This is a genomic window from Pseudooctadecabacter sp., from assembly GCF_020627745.1.
GTDB lineage: Bacteria > Pseudomonadota > Alphaproteobacteria > Rhodobacterales > Rhodobacteraceae > Octadecabacter.
Genome location: NZ_JAHDGE010000026.1, coordinates 22362 through 42898 on the forward strand (window position 1 = coordinate 22362; position 20537 = coordinate 42898).

The 20537-nt window shown below is 62.3% G+C and carries 20 protein-coding genes; 8 read left to right on the forward strand and 12 right to left on the reverse strand.

Going from position 1 to position 20537, the window contains the following annotated elements; genetic code table 11:
- A partial coding sequence (locus QZ653_RS10720) for a hypothetical protein (protein WP_296420067.1) occupies positions 1 to 672 on the forward strand: 672 nt, incomplete at its 5' end.
- 5 nt (positions 673 to 677) lie between these two features.
- Here QZ653_RS10720 and QZ653_RS10725 read toward each other — a convergent pair.
- Positions 678 to 1664, reverse strand: a complete 987-nt coding sequence (locus QZ653_RS10725; RefSeq protein WP_296420068.1) for a 2-hydroxyacid dehydrogenase — start codon at positions 1662 to 1664, stop codon at positions 678 to 680.
- 128 nt (positions 1665 to 1792) lie between these two features.
- Here QZ653_RS10725 and QZ653_RS10730 point away from each other — a divergent pair, with 128 nt between their 5' ends.
- The gene (locus tag QZ653_RS10730) at positions 1793 to 2326 is read left to right on the forward strand and encodes an SH3 domain-containing protein (RefSeq protein WP_296420069.1); all 534 of its coding nucleotides are present in this window, start codon (positions 1793 to 1795) and stop codon (positions 2324 to 2326) included.
- Positions 2327 to 2394: 68 nt separating this feature from the next.
- On the opposite strand, the gene QZ653_RS10735 is transcribed toward QZ653_RS10730, so the two are convergent.
- The 7 genes from QZ653_RS10735 to QZ653_RS10765 all read right to left on the reverse strand — a co-directional run bounded on the left by QZ653_RS10735 (position 2395) and on the right by QZ653_RS10765 (position 9881).
- Positions 2395 to 4410 (reverse strand): M3 family metallopeptidase, encoded by a 2016-nt coding sequence (locus QZ653_RS10735; RefSeq protein ID WP_296420071.1) that lies wholly within the window; start codon positions 4408 to 4410, stop codon positions 2395 to 2397.
- 81 nt (positions 4411 to 4491) lie between these two features.
- A complete protein-coding gene (locus QZ653_RS10740) occupies positions 4492 to 5286 on the reverse strand; it encodes an amino acid ABC transporter permease (RefSeq protein WP_412766009.1) in 795 nt (264 codons plus the stop codon).
- A 12-nt stretch (positions 5287 to 5298) separates the two neighbouring features.
- Positions 5299 to 6084 carry a transporter substrate-binding domain-containing protein gene (locus QZ653_RS10745; RefSeq protein WP_296420074.1) on the reverse strand — a complete coding sequence of 262 codons (786 nt, stop codon included), beginning with the start codon at positions 6082 to 6084 and terminating at the stop codon, positions 5299 to 5301.
- Between the two features lie 63 nt (positions 6085 to 6147).
- Positions 6148 to 7194 (reverse strand): HesA/MoeB/ThiF family protein, encoded by a 1047-nt coding sequence (locus QZ653_RS10750; RefSeq protein ID WP_296420075.1) that lies wholly within the window; start codon positions 7192 to 7194, stop codon positions 6148 to 6150.
- A gap of 3 nt (positions 7195 to 7197) precedes the next feature.
- A complete protein-coding gene (gene dut, locus QZ653_RS10755; RefSeq protein WP_296420076.1) occupies positions 7198 to 7650 on the reverse strand; it encodes a dUTP diphosphatase in 453 nt (150 codons plus the stop codon).
- Positions 7651 to 7682: 32 nt separating this feature from the next.
- Positions 7683 to 8885, reverse strand: a complete 1203-nt coding sequence (gene coaBC, locus QZ653_RS10760) for a bifunctional phosphopantothenoylcysteine decarboxylase/phosphopantothenate--cysteine ligase CoaBC (RefSeq protein WP_296420077.1) — start codon at positions 8883 to 8885, stop codon at positions 7683 to 7685.
- A gap of 117 nt (positions 8886 to 9002) precedes the next feature.
- Positions 9003 to 9881: an RNA polymerase factor sigma-32 gene (locus tag QZ653_RS10765; protein ID WP_296420078.1), complete on the reverse strand. Its 879-nt coding sequence runs from the start codon at positions 9879 to 9881 to the stop codon at positions 9003 to 9005.
- A gap of 86 nt (positions 9882 to 9967) precedes the next feature.
- On the opposite strand from QZ653_RS10765, the gene cobU reads away from it, so the two are divergent.
- From cobU to QZ653_RS10785, 4 genes are all read left to right on the forward strand, one after another.
- Positions 9968 to 10489 (forward strand): bifunctional adenosylcobinamide kinase/adenosylcobinamide-phosphate guanylyltransferase, encoded by a 522-nt coding sequence (cobU, locus tag QZ653_RS10770; protein WP_296420079.1) that lies wholly within the window; start codon positions 9968 to 9970, stop codon positions 10487 to 10489.
- Positions 10486 to 11061: a histidine phosphatase family protein gene (locus tag QZ653_RS10775; RefSeq protein WP_296420081.1), complete on the forward strand. Its 576-nt coding sequence runs from the start codon at positions 10486 to 10488 to the stop codon at positions 11059 to 11061. The genes cobU and QZ653_RS10775 overlap by 4 nt, the downstream gene beginning before the upstream one ends.
- 58 nt (positions 11062 to 11119) lie before the next feature.
- Positions 11120 to 11797 (forward strand): glutathione S-transferase, encoded by a 678-nt coding sequence (locus QZ653_RS10780; protein WP_296420082.1) that lies wholly within the window; start codon positions 11120 to 11122, stop codon positions 11795 to 11797.
- A 66-nt stretch (positions 11798 to 11863) separates the two neighbouring features.
- Complete coding sequence (locus QZ653_RS10785; RefSeq protein ID WP_296420083.1) at positions 11864 to 13375, forward strand: YifB family Mg chelatase-like AAA ATPase; 1512 nt, start codon at positions 11864 to 11866, stop codon at positions 13373 to 13375.
- Here the strand turns inward: QZ653_RS10785 and QZ653_RS10790 are convergent.
- The 4 genes from QZ653_RS10790 to rsmI all read right to left on the reverse strand — a co-directional run bounded on the left by QZ653_RS10790 (position 13345) and on the right by rsmI (position 16498).
- Complete coding sequence (locus tag QZ653_RS10790; protein WP_296420084.1) at positions 13345 to 14235, reverse strand: alpha/beta hydrolase; 891 nt, start codon at positions 14233 to 14235, stop codon at positions 13345 to 13347. The two genes, QZ653_RS10785 and QZ653_RS10790, sit on opposite strands and share 31 nt — an antisense overlap.
- Complete coding sequence (gene gshB, locus QZ653_RS10795) at positions 14232 to 15185, reverse strand: glutathione synthase (RefSeq protein WP_296420085.1); 954 nt, start codon at positions 15183 to 15185, stop codon at positions 14232 to 14234. The genes QZ653_RS10790 and gshB overlap by 4 nt, the downstream gene beginning before the upstream one ends.
- A 75-nt stretch (positions 15186 to 15260) precedes the next feature.
- The gene (locus QZ653_RS10800; protein ID WP_296420086.1) at positions 15261 to 15638 is read right to left on the reverse strand and encodes a YraN family protein; all 378 of its coding nucleotides are present in this window, start codon (positions 15636 to 15638) and stop codon (positions 15261 to 15263) included.
- Entirely contained in the window at positions 15635 to 16498 is an 864-nt protein-coding gene (rsmI, locus tag QZ653_RS10805; RefSeq protein WP_296420087.1) for a 16S rRNA (cytidine(1402)-2'-O)-methyltransferase, read from the reverse strand. Before rsmI ends, QZ653_RS10800 begins: the two co-directional genes overlap by 4 nt.
- A gap of 85 nt (positions 16499 to 16583) precedes the next feature.
- Between rsmI and QZ653_RS10810 the strand changes: the two genes are divergently transcribed.
- Both QZ653_RS10810 and QZ653_RS10815 read left to right on the forward strand, forming a co-directional pair.
- Complete coding sequence (locus QZ653_RS10810) at positions 16584 to 17786, forward strand: penicillin-binding protein activator (protein WP_296420088.1); 1203 nt, start codon at positions 16584 to 16586, stop codon at positions 17784 to 17786.
- Positions 17776 to 20537, forward strand: a 2762-nt coding sequence (locus tag QZ653_RS10815) for a [protein-PII] uridylyltransferase (RefSeq protein WP_296420089.1), incomplete at its 3' end; no start/stop codon positions are given. The genes QZ653_RS10810 and QZ653_RS10815, both read left to right, overlap by 11 nt.

The following is a 20537-nucleotide window of genomic DNA, read 5'->3' on the forward strand; positions in this document are numbered from 1 at the left end:
TGGCTGATTGACCCTAGGGCAACCACACAGGAGGGCACGATGCGACGGATGGATCTGATGGAGGCGGCGGAGCTGGCCAAGGACAGCTACAAAGGCGGCGCGCGGCTGCCGGCGGTTCACACCCCCGTCGACGTGGGCCATGTGGAGGCTTTTTTGCTGCGCGACATGACACTGGTCATTCCCGGCAGCGAAAGCCTGCACGACTACACCCGGTCAAATCTTGTCACCACGCCTGCCAAACTGTCGTGGCCCGGACGCGGTGCGGCCGGTGCCAACGCCATCTGGCATCGCGGCTTTGCAAATCACGCGCTGGTCATCGCCAAGGCCCTCGGCAGCCTGAAGCCAAAATTCATTGTGGGTCATTCGCTGGGGGCGGCCGCCGCGCAGGTGTTGGGCTGCATCTGGGGGGTGCCTGCGATCGCATTTGCCTCGCCCATGCCGTTAAAAAGTGCGGGGCGGCTGGCCCATGAACACATGGTCCTCAACGTGGTGCGCAACGACGATTTCGTCTGCCGCGTCCCGCCACGGTCCTTGGGCTTTCGCAGGGCTGGCAACACCGAAGTCATGATGCCCCGTGGGATCAATGTGGGCGAAGATCATTCGATGAAGCAATATATCAAGCTGCTGAAGGTCGAACGCCGCGACAAGACCATCGTCAAAAGCTGGCCCTAAACGCCCTACAACATCGCCGGAATAACAAGATCGGGCGGGCGGTGCCCGTCATCGAAGGTCTTGATGTTCAACAGCACCTTCTCCCCCATCTCCACCCGACCTTCAACCGTGGCGGACCCCATATGGGGCAGAAGGACGACGTTCTTCAACTCGCGCAGGCGCGGGTTGATGTCGGTGCCGTGTTCATAGACATCCAACCCCGCCCCTGCGATCTCTCCCGCGCGCAACATGCGCGTCAGGGCGTTCTGGTCGATAACCTCACCGCGCGCGGTGTTCACGATCACCGCGTCCGGTTTCATCAACTTCAACCGGCGGGCGTTCATCAGATGGAACGTCGCGGGCGTGTGGGGGCAGTTGACGGAAATTACATCCATCCGCGCCACCATCTGATCCAGGCTCTCCCACCACGTGGCGTCCAGCGCATCCTCGACTTCGGGGCGCAAGCGACGGCGGTTGTTGTAATGAATTTGCATCCCAAAGGCGCGTGCCCGTTTGGCCACGGCCTGCCCGATGCGCCCCATGCCCAAAATACCCAACCGGCGGCCCGCAATGCGCCCGCCCATCATCGCTGTGGGCGCCCAGCCGTCCCAATCGCCCTGCTGCATCAACGCCAGACCCTCGGGGATGCGGCGGGTGACGGCCAAAATCAGCGCCATGGTCATATCGGCGGTGTCCTCGGTCACGACACCGGGGGTGTTGCTGACCAGAATGCCCCGCTGACGGGCGGTGTGCACGTCGATATGATCCACGCCCGCGCCATAATTGGCGATCAGTTTCAGACGCTCGCCCGCCTGTCCCAACAGGCCTGCCGTGATCTCATCGGTGACCGTGGGCACCAGCACGTCGCAGGTCTGGACCGCCTGCGTCAGCTCGGCTGCTGTCATTGGCGTGTCGTCATCGCGCAGGGTCACATCGAACAATTCGCGCATCCGTGTTTCGACCGCGTCGGGCAACCGTCGCGTCACGGTAACACTTAGACGTTTGCTTGGCATAGTGCCGCCTCCCTCGCTTGCCCGGTGTGTGCGCTTCGTGGCAGGTTGCCTGCAAAGGTCCGGCGGCACAAGAACCGCCCCAGATAAAAATGCTGGTGAACAATCAGGACCCATCGAGGGCAGTAAGTATGACGACAGGACGTTTCACATCCTTTCTTTTGGCGTTGACGCTGGCCACCGGTGCGCTGGCCGACCAGACCGCGCAAGTGACACCCATCACCGCCGTGCAAGGCGACCGTGGCCCCGTGACCAATCTGCCCATGCCCCGCTATGTGTCCCTGAAAGCGAATGAGGCGAATGTCCGTCGCGGCCCGTCGCTGAGCCACCGGATCGACTGGGTCTTTCAACGCCGCGACATGCCTTTGCGCGTGGTCGGCGAATACGGCCACTGGCGCCGTGTGGTAGACCGCGAAGGCATGGGCGGCTGGGTGCATTATTCGCTGATCTCCGGCAACCGCACGGTGATCATCGACGAAGACCTGCTGGTCATCCGGTCCCAACCCAGTGCCACCGCGACCGAAGTCGCGATGCTGGAACTGGGCGTCATTGCCGATCTGGGCGAATGCGGCACCGACTGGTGCCGCCTGCGCGCCGGCGGCTTTCGCGGCTGGGCCCCGAAAGAGGCGCTTTTCGGCGTCGGCGCGTCCGAAGTGCGCGACTAGCGACAAACCCTAAAATTCTCGAATTTTAGGGTGCCTCCGGCGGAGGTATTTAAGAACCAGAGAACCCCCTACGCCGCCAAGCCACGCCCCTTCAGCAGAGCCGTCGCATCGGGCATGGAGCCGCGGAATTTCTTGTACAGAACCGCCGCATCCTCGGACCCGCCTGCGGACAGAATGTAGGTCTCCAGCTTTTGGGCCATCTCCGGATCAAACGGACCGCCCGCTTCCTCGAACGCCTCAAACGCATCGGCGTCCATGACCTCGGACCACATGTAGCTGTAGTAGCCGCTGGAATAGCCGTCACCGGCAAAGACATGGGCGAAATGCGGGGTCGCATGGCGCATGCGGATGGCGTGGGGCATCCCGATCTCCTCCAGCACCTCTGCCTGTTTCTGCATCGGATCGGCGGGGGCATCCTCACCCTCGTGAAACGCCAGATCAACGAGGGCCGAGGCCACATATTCCACCGTCGAAAAGCCCATGTCGTAGGTCGCGGCCCCCAACATGCGGTCCAGCAGATCACGCGGCATAGGCTCACCCGTGTCGGCATGGGTGGCGAATTCTTCCAGCACTTCAGGCACCTCAAGCCAGTGTTCATAAAGCTGGCTGGGCAGTTCCACAAAGTCCCGCGCCACCGACGTGCCGGAAATCGTGTCATAGGTCACATCGGACAGCATCTGGTGCAGCGCGTGCCCGAATTCATGGAACAGGGTGCGCGCGTCGTCGTAGGACAGCAGCGCCGCCTCCCCCGCCGGTGGTTTGGCGAAATTGCACACGTTGATCACATGGGGGCGGATGTCACCGGCCAGCTTTTGCTGGCTGCGCATGGCCGAACACCACGCGCCCGACCGTTTGGACCCGCGCGCGAAATAATCCCCGATGAAGACGGCAATGTGTTTGCCGTCCCGCGTGACCTCCCACGCGCGGCAATCTGCGTGGTACAGCGTGACGTCGATCGGCGCAAACTCCAGCCCGAACAGACGGTTGGCGCAGGCAAAGGCCGCGTCGATCATCCTGTCCAGTTGCAGATAGGGCTTCAACTCCGCCTCGTTCAGATCATGCTCCTCCGCACGACGCTTTTCGGAATAATAGCGCCAGTCCCAAGGCTCCAACGGGCCCTGTTCGTCATCGTTGTGCATCATCGCCTGCAAAACCTGCGCGTCTGCTTCGGCCGATGCCTTCGCAGGCGCCCAGACCTGCATCAACAGATCACGGACCGCATCGGGGGTGCCTGCCATTTCCGTTTCAAGCTTGTAGTCGGCAAAACTGTCGTAGCCCAACAGATTGGCCCGTTCCGCCCGCAGCGACAGGATCTCTGTGGCGATATCGCGGTTGTCCGTCTCACCGCCATTGGCCCCGCGCGACACCCACGCCGTATAGGCCTTTTCGCGCAAATCGCGCCGGGGGGAGAATTGCAAAAACGGCACGATGATCGACCGCGACAGCGTCACGACCGGCCCCGCCGCACCCTTTTCCTCCCCTGCGGCCCGCGCCGCCGCGACGACAAAATCAGGCAGGCCTGTCAGATCCTCCAGCGGCATGAACCAGTCGCGTTCATCCGCCAGCAAGTTCTGCGTGAACCGCGTGCCCAGCACGCTGAGGCGCTGTTTCACATCGGCCAGCCGGTCGGCGGCATAGCCCTCCAACTCCGCACCCGACCGCACAAAGGACCGGCGCGTCAAAAGCAACACGCGCTGCTGCTCATCGGTCAAATCCAAATCCGCGCGCGCCTGCCACAATGCCTCAATCCGTGCAAACAGCGCCTTGTTCGCCGTCACCTCGGACGAATAGGCCGACAACATCGGGGAAAAGTCCCGCATCAACCCTTCACGCGCGGGGTTGCTGTCCGCACCCGCCATGGCAAAAAACGGCGCCAGCGCCTTTTCCAATGGCCGGTCCGCCAAGACCAAAGCCTCAATCGTGTTCTCGAACGTAGGCTCGGACCCGTCGCAAATCGCGGCGATATTGGCGCGCGCGGCCTCCAGCGCGGCCTCAACCGCGGGTGCGAAATGGCTGTCCTCGATCTGATCGAAAGGGGGCAGCTCAAACGGTGTCGTCCAGTCGGCAAGCAGGGGGTTGGTCATCGGGCGTCTCCTTTGCTTCCACCCTACGCCGATGCGCGCGGGGTTCCAGCTTCATCTTGGCCAATACAACTCAAATCCGCCCTATCCGCCGGGTGACTTGTCCCGCAGGTGACGCTCCAACCGTCGCAAGGCGAGGCTGAGGCCAATCGTCATCGTCAGATAGATCAACGCGACGATATTATACGTCTCGAAATACCGGAAATTGCCCGCCGCCGTGACCTTGCCCGCCTGCGTCACATCCAGCACCCCCAGCACCGACACGAGCGAGCTGTCCTTCACCATGGCCACAAAATCATTGCCCAAAGGGGGCAAAATCCGCCGGAACGCCTGCGGAAAAACGATATGGCGAAACCGCTGCCATGGGCCAAGGCCCAAGGCCTCCGCTGCCTCCACCTGACCCTTTTCGACAGATTGAAGGCCCGCGCGAAACACCTCGGCGATAAACGCCGAATAGCCGATGGTCAGGGCAATCGTTGCCCGCCACAGCATTGAAAAATCACGGTTTCTGATGGGGTCAAACCCCAGCGCCCCCGTCGCCCAATTCCACAAGGCCACCAGTGCCGGTGCCAGAACAAAGGCCACATAAAGCAACAACACGATGATCGGCACGCCGCGCACGACCTCGATATACAGCCGCGCAATCTGCCGCACGACGATCCAGCGCGACAGCGACATCAACGCCAGCCCCAACCCCAAAGTCGCAGCCAGCGCAAAGCCCACCAACGTCACAAACACCGTGATCCTGATGCCCTTGGACAGCGTGCCCAAAACCTGTGTGTACAGATCATTCGACAGCACCTGCCAAAACAAATAGCCGCCCACCGTCAAAACGATGAGCAGCCAATAAGGGAAATCCCCGTCTTGTTTGGGCGTGATCACGGGGCTCGCTTACTCGCCCAGTTTGTACTCAAGAAACCACCGCGTGTTGAGCGCGTCGATGGTGCCATCCGCCTGCATATCGGCGATGGCTGCGTTGATCGGCGCCACAAATTCGGACCCTTTGGGGAAGATGAACCCAAAATCCTCCGTCCCCAGTTTTTCGCCCACAATCTTCAGCGCGCCGCCCGATGCCTCAACATAGCCGTTGCCCGCTGTGCCGTCCGTCAACACCAGATCAACGTCGCCATTGCGCAGCGCTTGGACGCCAGCACCGAAGGTCTCAAACAGCTGAATACGCGGGTTCGCCTCATCGGCGTCCAGCACGTCGTAGACGGCCACATAGAATGGCGTCGTGCCGGGCTGGGCTGCGACCAACAGGTCATCATCTGCCGCAAAGGACGCGGCATCATCAAACCGGTCTTCGTCGCCACGTACGAGCATGACCATTTCGGACGTCATGTATGTGTCCGAGAAATCAACGATCTCCGCGCGGTCGTCACGGATGGTGATGCCCGTCATGCCCATATCGAACTGGCCTTCGCTGACCGCAGGGATCATCGCATCCCAAGAAATATTCTCGTAAGTAATCGTGGCATTGATCCGCTCGGCAATCTCGGCCATCGCGTCATATTCCCAGCCCACAGCGTTGCCGTCACCGTCAATGAATTGCAGCGGCGGATAGGCGTTCTCGGTCACAACGACGATCTCTTGCCCGCCAAGGTCCGGCAGGTGGCCGTCGGCAAGGGCGGTTGTGGCAAGCAAAGCGGCACTGGCCGCGGCAAACATGGTTTTCATGGCAGACTCCAGATTTCAGGTGGGGCGAAGTATGGCGCAGCCTGCCGCAGGGGCAAGGGTCGATTAACCGGCGCAGACAGGACAGCCCGGATCGCGATTAACCTTAATGGCCCGCGTTTCGGCATAAAGCGCATCGTAAATCAGCAACCGCCCCCGCAGACCCTCACCTGCCTCTGTGATCGCCTTGACGGCCTCCACTGCCATCATCGCCCCGATGACACCGGGCAAGGGGCCAAGCACCCCGCCCTCAGCACAGCTGGGCACCAGATGGGCAGCAGGCCGTTCCGGAAAAACACAGCGGTAACAAGGCGTTCCCTCTTTGGGGTCATACAGGCTCATCTGCCCTTCCCATTGGGTCAGGGCCGCCGCAATCAACGGCACGCCCGCGCCCACGCAAACCTCATTCACCAAATACCGCGTGTCGAAATTGTCCGACCCGTCCAGCACCAGATCATACTCAGCGATCAACTCCGCTGCGATCTCCGCCGTTAACCTTCGTTTATAAGGCTTAACCACGACGAACGGATTGAGCGCCGCAATCGCCTCCGCCGCAGAATGGACCTTGGGCATTCCGATCCGCGCATCGGTGTGGATCACCTGCCGCTGCAGGTTGGAATTGTCGACCACGTCATCGTCAATCACGCCGAGGGTCCCCACACCCGCCGCCGCCAGATACTGCAACGCTGGCGCGCCAAGGCCTCCGGCCCCGATGACCAGAACCTTCGCGTCCTTAAGGTCCTTTTGCCCCGCCCCGCCGATTTCACGCAGGACGATATGGCGCGCATAGCGGTCCAGTTCGGTCGTTGAAAACGTCCCCGCCGTGGCAGGCGGTTCATAGTCAAACGCAGGCGCGCCGCTGGCCCGCGTTTTGACCCGCCCCAGCAAATAAGAATACCCCCAGACAATCATGCCGACGCAAATGATAAATATCCACAGTGCAGGCTCACCCCCTGTCATGTCGCGCAACGGGTGCCCGTCCGGCAACACGATGTGGACCGCGACCACAGCGACCAACAAAAGGCCGACCATCACCGCCCGCGCAGATCGCGGCAATTTCAACGCCCAGCCAAGGCCCCAAAGGCCCGCTGCCAAAGTCAATACAAGGATCATGCGCTACTCCGTTCCGGTCGACCCGAACCCACCCGCGCCCCGCGCGGTGTCGTCCATGAGGCCAACCTGAAACCTAGCCTGAACCACGGGGGCCACCACCATTTGCGCAATCCGCATCCCGTGGGTGATCTCAAACGCCGTCTCCCCGTTGTTCTGCACAATCACGCCCAGCGGCCCACGGTAATCACTGTCGATCGTGCCCGGCGCGTTGGGCAGAGTGATCCCGTGCGTCAACGCAAGCCCGGATCGCGGCCTGATCTGCACCTCATACCCGTCAGGAATGGCCATCCGCAGCCCTGTGGGCACCAAGGCCCGCGCGCCGGGGGAAAGCGTAACCCCCTGACGATCCACAAAATTCGCGCGCAAATCCGCACCCGCCGCACCGGCCGTCGCATAGGCCGGCAGGCCCAGCGCCTCATCCGCGCCCTCCAGCCATTCAAATACGACAGTGATCATTCCGGTCCCCTGTTTCATCTGGCCAGAAAAACTCAAATCCCGGATGCGCCGCCCAAAGCTTCCGCCAGCCGCAGCGCCAGCTTCTCGGCCACAGCATCCTTGCCCATGCGCGGCCAGTCTTCGGCGCCGTCTGCGGTGATCAAGGTCACGTCATTTTCCGCACCTCCCATGATCCCCGTCGCGGGCGACACATCGTTGGCCACGATCCAGTCGCACCCTTTGCGTTTGCGTTTGGCGGTGGCATGGGCGATCACATCCTGGGTTTCGGCGGCAAATCCCACAACCAAGGCAGGCCGAGTGTCCGATGCGCAGACCGTCGCCAGAATGTCGGGGTTTTCGGCGAATTCCAACACAGGCAGGCCCTTGCCGTCCTTCTTGATCTTCTGATCAGACGCGGATGCCACACGCCAATCGGCCACCGCCGCAGCGAACACGCCTGCATCGACCGGGCCTGCGGCCTCAACCGCGGCCAACATCTCGGCGGCGGTGTGCACGGCAACCACATCCGCACCCGTGGGCGGGGCCACATCCGCAGGGCCCGTCACAAACGTCACCCGCGCACCCAGCGCCAGCAATGCCCGCGCAATCGCTGTCCCTTGCGCGCCGGAGGACCTGTTCGCGATGTAGCGCACGGGGTCAATCGGTTCGTGCGTCGGGCCGGATGTCACCAGAATATGTTTGCCTTTCAGCGGCCCGTCATTCAACGCCGCCTCAATGGCACCGACAATTTCCATCGGCTCAGCCATCCGGCCATAGCCGAATTCACCACAGGCCATCGTGCCCTCATCGGGGCCACAGATCAAAATACCATCTTCGCGCAATGTCTTGAGATTGCGCTGCGTCGCCGCATGTTCCCACATCCGCACGTTCATCGACGGCGCGACCAGCACCCGTTTGTCGGTCGCCATCAGTAAGGTCGACGCCAGATCATTCGCGTGCCCGTGGGCCATCTTCGCCATCAGATCGGCCGTCGCAGGGGCGACCACCACCAAATCAGCCGCACGGCTGAGTTCGATATGCCCCATCTCCGCCTCATCATCGAGGCTGAACAAGTCTTCGAAAACCTTTTCCCCTGCCAGTGCCGAAACGCTCAACGGGGTGACAAATTCCGACCCCGCTTTGGTCAAGACCGGTACGACCCGATGCCCGCGTTCGCGCAACCGGCGGATCAGATCAAGGGACTTGAACGCCGCGATGCCGCCCCCGATGACCAGTAAAATTGTCTTGCCTGACATGGTTCAACCTTTCCGTCTTCGCGGGGCAGGTTAGGACCCCCGACAGCAAACCGCCAGACACAAAAAACCGCCCGAGGCCGGGGGCGACGGACGGTTCAGGTGTCTGTAAACCAAATATCAGACGAGGAAGTGCATCACTTCTTTGGACTGGCCCTCAAGGCTTTTGCGCATCTTGCCAAAGGCTGCGGCCTCCAACTGGCGCACGCGTTCCTTCGACAGGCCCAATTCCACCCCGAGGCTTTCCAACGTGCGCGGATCGTCACGCAATTTGCGTTCGCGGACGATGAACTGTTCACGATCGTTCAGGCTGGTCAGTGCGGTCAACAGCCACTGACGCAAAGTGTCTGTGTCGTGGGTGTGTTCGACCGTCTGGGCGGCCTGTTCGCCGTCGTCTTCAAGCGCATCAATCCATTCGCGCCCTTCGTCTTCGGTGGACTGGGTCGCGTTGAGGGAGAAATCGGACCCGCTCAACCGGCCTTCCATCATCTCGACGTCGTGCAGCGGCACGCCCACTTCGACGGAAATCATCTTACGCATTTCGTGGCGGTCCAGAACCTCACCCCGCGCAAGGGCTTCGCGTTCCAGCCGGGCCTGCACACGCCGCATGTTGAAGAACAGCGACTTTTGCGAGGATGTGGACCCTGTCCGCACCATCGACCAGTTGCGCATCACGTGATCCTGAATGGAGGCCTTGATCCACCACACCGCATATGTCGAAAAACGCACGCCTCGGTCGGGGTCGAATTTGTCGGCGGCCTTCATCAGGCCCAAAGACGCCTCCTGGATCAGGTCGTTCATCGACGCGCCGTACCGTTTGAATTTTGAGGCCATGGAAATGGCCAGTCGCATGTAGGCGGTGATCAGACGGTGCAGGGATTTTTCACATCGTTCATCGCGCCATGCGTAGGCCAATCGCAATTCGGTCTCCGCATCCAGAAGTTCGGCTTTCATCGCCGTCCGTGAGAGGCTTTGGTCGTACCGTCCATCAAATGCCATGATGTTTCCCCCTGATGCGTATTTTGCTTTTGGTCTTTGTATGGTTACGTGGGTGAAATGCGCCCGGATCATAGAAAGTTCCCAACTTGTCCTTGTCCAAATTCACTTTTGTCTTAGGGGGTGCGGCCTCCGGTAAATCCGCCTTCGCAGAAAGCCTATGTTTTGAAACGAAAAAACCGCGCGTTTATGTGGCGACAGCGCAGGCGTTCGACGCCGAGATGACGGCAAAAATAAATGCGCATCGGGATCAGCGGGGGGCGGACTGGATCACGAGGGAGGCGCCTTTGGATGTGCCGCGCGCCCTTGCATCCTGCACGGCGGATCAGGTGGTGCTGCTGGATTGTGTGACACTGTGGCTGACCAACGTCCTGCTGGCAGACAGGGATGTGTCCGCCGATCAAACGGCCCTTCTGGCTGCCCTGACAGGTTGCCCCGCACAGGTGGTCGTGGTCTCGAACGAGGTCGGCCACGGCATCGTGCCGGACAACACGCTGGCCCGACAATTCCGCAACGCCCAAGGGCAGCTGAATCAACAACTGGCGGCTCGGGCTGACCGTGTGGTTCAGGTGATCGCCGGATTACCGCAGGTTCTGAAGGGCGTGTTATGACAAATGTCTACTGGGTCCGGCACGGACCAACTCATGAAAAGACATTCGTGGGGCAACGCGATGTGCCTGCCGATCTGTCCGACACGGACCAGATCGCGCGGGTCTCGGCGGCCCTGCCCCGGCGCGCACTGGTCGTGTCATCGGACCTGATCCGCAGCATTGATACGGCCACCGCACTCCAAGGCGACCGGACCCGCCTGCCCCACCGCGCAGGGCTGCGCGAATTCGATTTCGGCGCATGGGACGGGCTGCATTTCAGCGAGGTCGCCGACCGATGGCCCGACCTGAGCCGTGCCTATTGGGAACGCCCGGGCGACATCGCCCCCCCGGATGGCGAAAGCTGGAACAGCGCCGCCGCGCGGGTGACCGCCGACATCACCGGCCTGATCACTGCCAACCCGCGCCGCGACATCATCGCCGTGGCGCATTTTGGCGCGATCCTGACGCAGGTGGCCATGGCGGGCGGCATCACGCCCTATCAGGCGTTGTCCCATCGGATCGACAATTTCTCGATCACCGAAATCCAGATGCGGCCCACCCTTGGCGTTGCACGGATCAATCACCTGCCGTGACCGCATTCCTCACAAATCGCGATTTGCGGCCCGGCTGCGGCGCAATTAACGTTGTCTCATGACATATGACCTCCTTATCGGCCAACGCCTCTATTCCAGCTGGTCCCTGCGCGGCTGGCTTCCCTTTATCGTCCACGACATTCCGGTGACGGTTCATGATACCCTGATCTACGGCGATGCATTTTATGATGACGTCGCAGCCTTCGGGGGCACCACGACGGTGCCCGTGGTCAAAACGCCGGACGGCGCGGTTCTGACCGACAGCCTGTCCATCCTGTGGCATCTGGCAGAGGCTTTTCCGGATCGCGGCCTTTTGCCCGACGACCCGCAGCACCGCGCAACTGCACTGAATATGATCGCACAAATGCACGCCGGCTTCATGGCGTTGCGCGCTGCCTGCCCGATGAACCTTGCCACCGCATGGGACAATTTTGTGCCCGATGACGCGGTACGCGCGGATCTGGCCAGGATCGACGCCAGCTTTGGCGCGGCCTTGGCGGCCTCCGGCGGGCCCTTTCTTTTTGGCGACTACGGTCTGGTTGACGCCTATTACGCCCCTGTCTGCATCCGCATCGCAGGTTACAACCTGCCCGTATCGGACGCGGTGCGCGGCTATGTGGCAGCCCAACTGTCCCATCCGGCAATCCGCCGCTGGCGCGACGAAGGGTTGGCCCGTGATGCGGAGCTGGACCAGTACGACATGGACCTGCCGCGCCTGCCCTTTCCGATGCCATGAAGGGCGTTAACCATTCTTAAACCCTTCCCCCGCTAGTCGTTAACCACGAAAGACGGGGAATGGATCATGGTGGCACGCGCCTATACGGTCGCGTTTGAAGGGGTAGAGGCCCGCTTGGTAGAGGTTCAGTGCGCGACCTCACCGGGTTTGCCGGCCTTCTCCATCGTCGGGCTGCCGGACAAGGCCGTGTCAGAGGCCCGCGACCGCGTGCGCGCAGCCTTGGGCGCGCTGTCCATCGCCCTGCCTTCCAAGAAAATCACCGTCAACCTGTCACCCGCGGACCTGCCGAAAGAAGGCTCCCATTTCGATCTGCCCATTGCCCTGGCGCTCTTGGCGGCCCTTGATGTGATCCCGCAGGACACGGCGGCAAATACCGTGGCCTTGGGGGAATTGTCGCTGGATGGCACGTTGGTTGCCGTGTTGGGGGCGCTGCCCGCAGCCATGGCCGCCGCTGCCCATGACAAGGCGCTGGTCTGCCCTGCCCCCTGCGGGGCCGAGGCAGCATGGGTCGATGCGACCGCTGTTTATGCGCCGACGTCCCTGTCGGAAACCCTGCGCCATTTCACCGGCCAGTCGCCGCTGCCCGTGGCCGTTGCGGGCACCGTCCAATCGGACCGGACCCACCGCGACTTTGCCGATGTCAAAGGACAGGAAAAGGCCAAACGCGCGTTGGAAATCGCAGCCACAGGGCGGCATCACGCGCTGATGGTCGGCCCGCCGGGCTCCGGTAAATCCATGTTGGCGGCCCGCCTGCCCGGCATCTTGCCGCCCTTGTCCGCAGCGGAGGCATTGGACACATCAATGATCCATTCGCTGGCCGGCCTGCTGTCGGATGGCGGCATCAACCGCGCGCGGCCCTTTCGCGAACCCCACCACACGGCCTCCATGGCCGCCATCGTCGGCGGCGGGCGGGGTGCCAAACCGGGGGAGGTGTCGCTGGCCCATAACGGCGTCCTGTTTATGGACGAATTTCCCGAATACCCGCGCACCGTGCTGGAAACCCTGCGCCAGCCGATCGAGGCCGGAGAGGTCGTTGTTGCACGCGCAAACGCACATGTCCGCTATCCCTGCCGGTTCATGCTGGTGGCTGCCGCCAACCCGTGCAAATGCGGCTATCTGAGCGATCCCAACCGTGCCTGCGCGAAGGTCCCGCTGTGCGGCGAAGATTATATGCAGCGCATCTCCGGCCCCCTGATGGACCGTTTCGATCTGCGCATCGAAGTGCCCCCCGTGGCATTGCAAGACCTCGACCTGCCGTCCTCGGGCGACACTTCTGCGGTGATTGCGGCACGGGTGGCTGCGGGTCGCGCCGTGCAATCGGCGCGGTTTGCAGGCACGCAGATGCGGGTAAACGCGGACCTCGAAGGCGCGGCCTTGGAAGAGGTCGCGACCCCTGATGCCGATGGAAAGGACCTGCTGTTGAAGGTCGCGGATCGTTTTGGGCTCAGCGCGCGGGGCTATCACCGCGTGTTGCGCGTGGCGCGCACCATCGCTGATCTGGACGGATCGGACGGCGTGCGCAAACCCCATGTGGCCGAGGCTGTGGGCTACCGGTTGGCGCTTTCGAAAGAGGTCTGAACGAAGCGCGCGGCCCGCCGCATGGCGGCATTCGCCTCCGGAAGGCGGCCATCAAACATCTGCCAGACGTGGGGCACATGGTCCCAGACATCCAGCGTGCCGCCCAGCTTTTCGGCCATGCGTTCGGCATCGCTGAACAGGACCTCGTCGCGGCCGACCTGGATGAACACGGGCGGCGGGTTCGGAAAATCGGCAAACAGCGGGCTCGCCAAAGGATGGGCCGGATCGGCCGTCCCCAGATAAAGCTCCACCGCCTCCTGCATTCGGCTGACCGGCAAAAGCGGATCGGCCTGCGCGTTGGTGTTCAGGCTGTCGCCTGACAGGGTCATGTCCGTCCAAGGCGAAAATGCCAGCACGCCCGCAGGCCGCTGGCCCCGTTGCAGGACAGTCGACAAAAGGCCAAAGACCAGATTGCCCCCCGCAGAATCCCCCGCAATCACGATGTGATCCGGCGCGATGCCCCGCGCCACCAGCGCATCCCACGCCGCCAGAACCGCACGGGGGGCCGCGGGAAAGGCGGCCTCCTGCAGTTTGGGGTAGTCGGGCAGGTACACGCAAACGCCCGTGCGTTTTGCCAGCCGCGCCGCCATCGCGCGGTAACTGCGCCGCGATCCGGTGACAAAGGCGCCACCATGCAGATACAGGATCGCGCGGTCTGCGTCACCGCCACCGCAGGTGATGCAATCAAAGGGGTCGTCGGAGGCCACGACGGTTCCTTTGGGCGTGCTGAACAGATAGGGCGCGGCCCGTTCGAAATCGCGGTTGGCGGTCTCTGGCGTGCCGCGCTTGGCCAGTTTGGGCTTTTCGAACCACCGCATCCCGAAGGTCAGGACACGCAGGCGCAGGGACGGGCGGGTCATGGGCGCTTTGCCTCGATCGCCTCCCAGATCTTTTCAGCAATGTTTACGCCGTCAAAGCGTTCCAACTCCTGAATGCCGGTGGGGGAGGTTACGTTGATCTCGGTCAGGTAGTCGCCAATCACGTCGATGCCGACAAAAATCTGGCCCTTCTCGCGCAAAAGCGGCCCGATCCGCGCGCAAATTTCACGGTCGCGGTCGGTCAGGGCCACCTTTTCGGGACGCCCGCCCACATGCATGTTCGACCGCGTTTCGCCCGCCGCAGGGACGCGATTGATGGCGCCCACCGGTTCGCCATCCACCAGAATAACGCGTTTGTCGCCCGCGCTCACGTCAGGCAGGAACTTTTGCATGATGAGGGGTTCGCGGTTGATGGTTGAGAACAGCTCATGCAGGGAAGCGAGGTTGCTGTCGCCCGCGCTCAACTTGAACACACCCGCCCCGCCGTTGCCATAAAGCGGCTTCAGGATCACCTCCCCATGGCGCGCGCGGAACGCCTTGAGCGTCTCAAGATCGCGCGCGATGGCGGTGGGCGGGGTCAGATCGGGGAAATCCAGCACCAGCAGTTTTTCCGGATAATTGCGCACCCAGAACGGATCGTTAACGACCAATGTGTCGGGGTGGATGCGGTCGAGGATGTGGGTGGTTGTGATATAGCCCATGTCAAAGGGCGGGTCCTGACGCAGCCAGATCACGTCCACCTGCGACAAATCCAGATCTCGCATCTCGCCAAGGTCGGCGTGGCGGCCCTGTTCACGGCGCACGGTGAGGTCCTGCCCGCGCGCCATCACCGCGCCTTCGACATAGCTGAGCTGGTCGGGCGTGTAGTAAAACAGCTTGTGCCCCCGCGCCTGCGCTTCCTCCGCAAGCCGGAAAGAACTGTCGGCCTTGATATCAACGGCCCCGATCGGGTCCATCTGGAAGGCAACGGTAAGGGATTTTGCAGCGGTCATGGGTCAGGTCCGTGTCTGATAGCTTTTCCAAGACATGGACCCGCAGGCGGTCCGGCGCAATGGCCGGATTGGATTTCAGGCGGCCATATAGGCGTTTTCGATCACATCCACGCGACCCATATCATCGACCAATGCCACATCAATGCGCACATCGGTCAACTGGCCTTTGGGTTGCGTCGCCAGAAATTCCGCCCCTGCCCCGTAGATGCGTTCCATCTGTCGCGGGGTCAGACGGGCGGCGGCACGTGCGTGGCTCCGGCTTTTCTTGACTTCAATAAAAATGACGCCGTCCCCGTCCTGAGCGACCAGATCAATCTCTCCGCGTGATCCGCGCCATCGTTTGGCCAAAAGCGGCTGTCCGCCCGAGGCGTAGCGCCGCGCAACGATGTCTTCGGCGGCAAGACCCGCGTGATAATTCGTCAGTCCGCGGGAGGGCAAAGCGCAAACGGTCATGTATCTTCATCCTTCAGATCGAGCGCCATTTGATAGACGTCGCGTCGCGGCAGTCCTGTGGCCCCCGCCACGGCATTTGCCGCATCTTTCACCCGCATGGATACCAGCGCGGTTCTTAAGAGCGCCTTAACATCGGCAACATCCGTCGATTTGTCGGCATTTCGCGCGATCAGAACCACAATTTCGCCTTTCAAACTGCGGTCTTGCAGACGTGTTGCAAGGTCTTCGGCGGTGCCGCGCAGAACCTCTTCGAACTTTTTGGTCAACTCACGACAGATGACCATTTGCCGGTCCGGTCCGAATGCCAGAACCACATCACTGGTCAGTGCCGCGATCCGTTTCGGGGATTCGTAGAGCACCAAAGTCGCCTCCACGTCCCGCAATTTTTCCAGCCTTGTACGCCGAGCAGATGCGGCGTTGGGCATGAACCCCGCGAAATGGAATGCATCGCTGGGCAGCCCCGACACCGTCAGCGCGGCCAGCACCGCCGACGCACCGGGTGCGGCCGTCAGCGGCAGATCCGCCGCCCGCATATCCGCGGCCAGTTTATAGCCGGGGTCCGCCACAAGCGGCGTGCCGGCTTCGCTGACATAGGCCACCGATTTGCCTGCGCGGACCTGATCCATCAGCCGCGCGCGCACAGCCTCGCCGGAATGGTCGTGGTAGGCCACCATGGGCCGGTCACCGATGGGCACCGCGTGAATGTCCATCAGTTTGCGTGCGGTGCGTGTGTCCTCGGCGGCGATCACATCGGCACTGGCAAGGATGTCGAGGGTGCGCAAAGTGACGTCCCGCGCGTTGCCGATGGGCACGGCGCACAGGTAAAGACCCGCCGACAGGGGAATGATGCGATGATTCATACCTAGACCCTCCCGACCGGCGCACTATGATCACCGGCAAAGTCGCGGCGGGGTCCTCCCGCTGCCCGAAGGGAGTGAATAGTCCATGTTAGCCCGTTTGCCCAGCCTGCCACAGCTGAAGATCCGCCAAACCGCAGCCCGCCTTTTTGCATTGACAAGTCTTGCCTTTCTGGCGGCCTGTGATCTTGCCATCCCGTCGGTGGGTGGCGGTGGCAGCGGTCAGACGATTGACCCGACAGCGCCGGTGCAGGTGGCGCTTCTGGTGCCCGGTGGCACGGGCCAGCAGGAATTCGACCTGATCGCGCGCAGCCTTGAAAATTCCGCTCGGCTGGCGATGGCCGACCTTAACGGCGCGGAGGTGAACCTGCGGGTGTACAACACCGCCCGCAACGCAGGTCAGGCCAGCCAGATGGCCACTCAGGCCATCGCGGATGGCGCGCAGATCATCCTCGGGCCACTGGACGCCGAAAGCGCCAATGCGGTGGGTCTTGTGGCCAGTGCCGCCAACGTCAACGTCATGGCGTTTTCCAACAACACTGCGGTCGCCGGCGGCAACGTCTTTGTTCTTGGCAATACCTTCGGCAACATTTCCGACCGGCTGGTCGAATACGCGGGCCGTCGCGGGATCACCCAGTTCTTGATCGCCCATCAGGACGATCTGGCCGGGGCCGTGGGCCGCGATGCGATTGCCACCTCGGTGCGGTCCTCCGGCGGCACGGTCGTGGGCATCCAGTCCTATCCGTTCAATCAGGCGGGCATTTTCTCGGCGGCCCCGCAGATCGCGTCTGCGGCCAATGCCACCGGCGCACAGGCGGTCTTTACGACCGACAACATGGCCGGTGGCCTGCCGATCCTTGCCACATCCCTGACCGAAGCGGGCCTGAACCCTGCCACCACACCGCTGATCGGCCTGACCCGCTGGGACGCGGCCCCTCAGGCCGCCGATCTTCCCGGTCTGCAAAACGGTCTGTTTGCCATGGGCGACGCGGGCCGCGAGGCGGCCTTCCGCAACCGGTACGAGGCAACCTATGGCGCGCGACCGCACCCGCTGGCGTCGATCGCCTATGACGGTATTGCCGCCATCGGAGCACTGGCCGCGACCGGCGACCGGAATGCGCTGACCCGCAGGTCCCTTACCCGCGCCGCAGGCTTTGCCGGCGCAACGGGGGCCTTCCGACTGCGCCCCGACGGGTCCAACCAGCGCGCGCTGGCTGTGGCCACCATCGTCAACAACCGCATCTCGATCGTAGAAGCGGCACCCCTGTCGTTTGGCACCGGTGGCTCTTGATCTTGAGGACACAGCGGTCCCCGAAGACCTGATTTGCCCTGCGGACGACATTGTCGACCGCGGGGCCTTGCGTGCGGCCCTGTCCACAGCGCTGGACAGGACGGGCACCGACAACGCCAAAGCCCGCGCTGCGGTGGTGCCGATCCTGAAAGACGTGCTGGCGCAGGGGCGCAGGCTGATCGCGGACAGCTTTGCGCTTAACCCGTTTGACGCCAGTTCCACCACACGCGCCTATGCCTGGCTGACCGATGCCGTGGTGATCGAGGTCTACCACATTGCGACCACGCGCCTGCATCCGCAGGGCAACCCGACCGAAGCCGAACGTCTGGCCCTGATCGCGGTTGGCGGGTCCGGTCGCGGTGAAATGGCCCCCCATTCCGACGTCGACCTGCTGTTTCTGGCGCCCTACAAACTGACCCCATGGGCCGAAAGCGCCATCGAATCCATGCTTTACATCCTGTGGGATCTGAAGCTGAAGGTGGGACATGCCAGCCGCACGGTGAAGGAGTGCCTGCGTCTGGCGCGGGAGGATTACACAATCCGCACCAGCCTTGTCGAAGAACGTTTCCTGACCGGTGATGCCGCCCTTGCGCAAGAGCTGACGACACGTTTGCGGCGCGATCTTTTCGACCAGACCATCCCCAACTTTATCGAGGCCAAGCTGGACGAAAGGGCCGAACGGCACCGCAAGCAGGGCGGCCAGCGTTATATGGTCGAACCCAACGTCAAGGAGGGCAAGGGCGGCCTGCGCGATCTTCAGTCTTTGTACTGGATTGGCAAATATATCCACGGGGTCAAGGATGCCTCCGAACTGGTGAAACACCGTGTGTTCACGCAGGACGAATACGAAGAATTCAAAGCCGCGCACGAATTTCTGTGGGCTGTGCGGTGCCATTTGCACCTGTTGTCCGGTCGCGCCGCCGACCAGTTGACTTTCGACATGCAGGTCGAGGTGGCCGAACGGATGGGCTATGCCGACAAGGGTGGCCGCCGGGCGGTGGAACACTTCATGCAGGATTATTTTCGCCACGCCACCGACGTGGGGGAACTGACCCGTATTTTCCTGACCGCACAGGAGGACGCACACCTCAAGGCCGAACCTGTCCTGTTGCGTCTGTTCTCGCGCAAGAAAACCGCCAAACCGCCCTATGCGATCAAACAGAACCGGCTGACCGTGGACAGGCCCAAGGAATTCCTCAAGGACCCGTTGAACCTGCTGCGGATTTTCGAGGAAGCCCTGCGCACGGGCACCTTGCTGCACCCGGATGCCATGCGTCTGATCAAGGCGAACCTGACGCTGATCGACGACAGCCTGCGCGACAGCCGCGAGGCCCAGCGCATCTTTCTTGATATGATGTTGAAACACGGCAACCCCGAACGGGGGCTGCGGCGGATGAACGAATTGGGCGTTCTGGCCGCCTTTATCCCCGAATTCGAACCCATCGTCGCGATGATGCAGTTCAACATGTATCACCACTACACCGTGGACGAACACACGATCCAGACGATCAGCCATCTGGCGCAGATCGAACGGGCGGAACTGGATGAGGAACTGCCCGTCTCCGCGTCGATCCTCAAGAACGGGATCAACCGCAAGGTTCTTTATGTGGCGCTGTTGTTGCATGACATCGGCAAAGGGCGGGACGAAGATCATTCGATCCTGGGCGCACGGATCGCGCGCAAGGTGGCGCCGCGTCTGGGACTGTCAAAGAAGGAATGCGACACTGTCGAATGGCTGGTGCGCTATCACCTGTTCATGTCCGACATGGCCCAGAAACGCGACATCGCGGACCCGCGCACCGTGCGCGATTTTGCCAAGGCGGTGAAAACGGTCGAACGGCTTGATCTGCTGTGCGTGCTGACCGTTTGCGACATCCGTGGCGTGGGCCCCGGTACGTGGAACAACTGGAAAGCGGTGCTGATCCGCGCGCTCTATCGCCAGACCCGGTTTGCGCTGGAAAACGGGATGGAGGCGCTGAACCGCGAGGAGCGCGGCACCGGCGCGCGGCGCAACCTGCGCGAGGCTTTGGCGGACTGGTCCGAAAAGGACATCCGTATCGAACTGGCCCGCCATTATCCGCCCTACTGGCAGGGTTTGCACGTCACCGCGCATGTGGATTTTGCAAAGCTGCTCTATGGCATCGGCACCAATGAAATCCGCATCGCGCTGACCCCCGACGAGGACCGTGACGCCACCCGCGTGTGTTTTGCCATGGCCGACCATCCGGGCATTTTCAGCCGTATGTGCGGGGCCTTGTCGCTGGTGGGCGCCAATGTGGTGGACGCGCGGACGTTCACCACCAAAGACGGCTTTGCCACCGCTGCGTTCTGGGTGCAGGACGCCGAAGGCAGCCCCTATGAAGAGGCCCGCCTGCCGCGCCTGCGGCAGATGATCGAAAAGACCCTGCAAGGGGAATTGGTGGCCCGCGAAAAGCTGGCCGACCGCGACAAGATGAAAAAGCGCGAAAAAGCCTTCCGCGTGCCGACCTCCATCACCTTCGACAACGACGGGTCCGAGATTTACACCATCATCGAAGTCGACACCCGCGACCGCCCCGGATTCCTCCACGACCTGACACGAACCTTGGCCGCCGCCAACGTCTACATCGCCAGCGCCGTCATCGCGACCTACGGCGAACAGGTGGTGGACACGTTCTACGTCAAGGACATGTTCGGGCTGAAGTTTTATGCGGAAGGCAAGCAGCGCGCGCTGGAAAGAAAGCTGCGCGAGGCGATCGAAGTGGGGAGCGA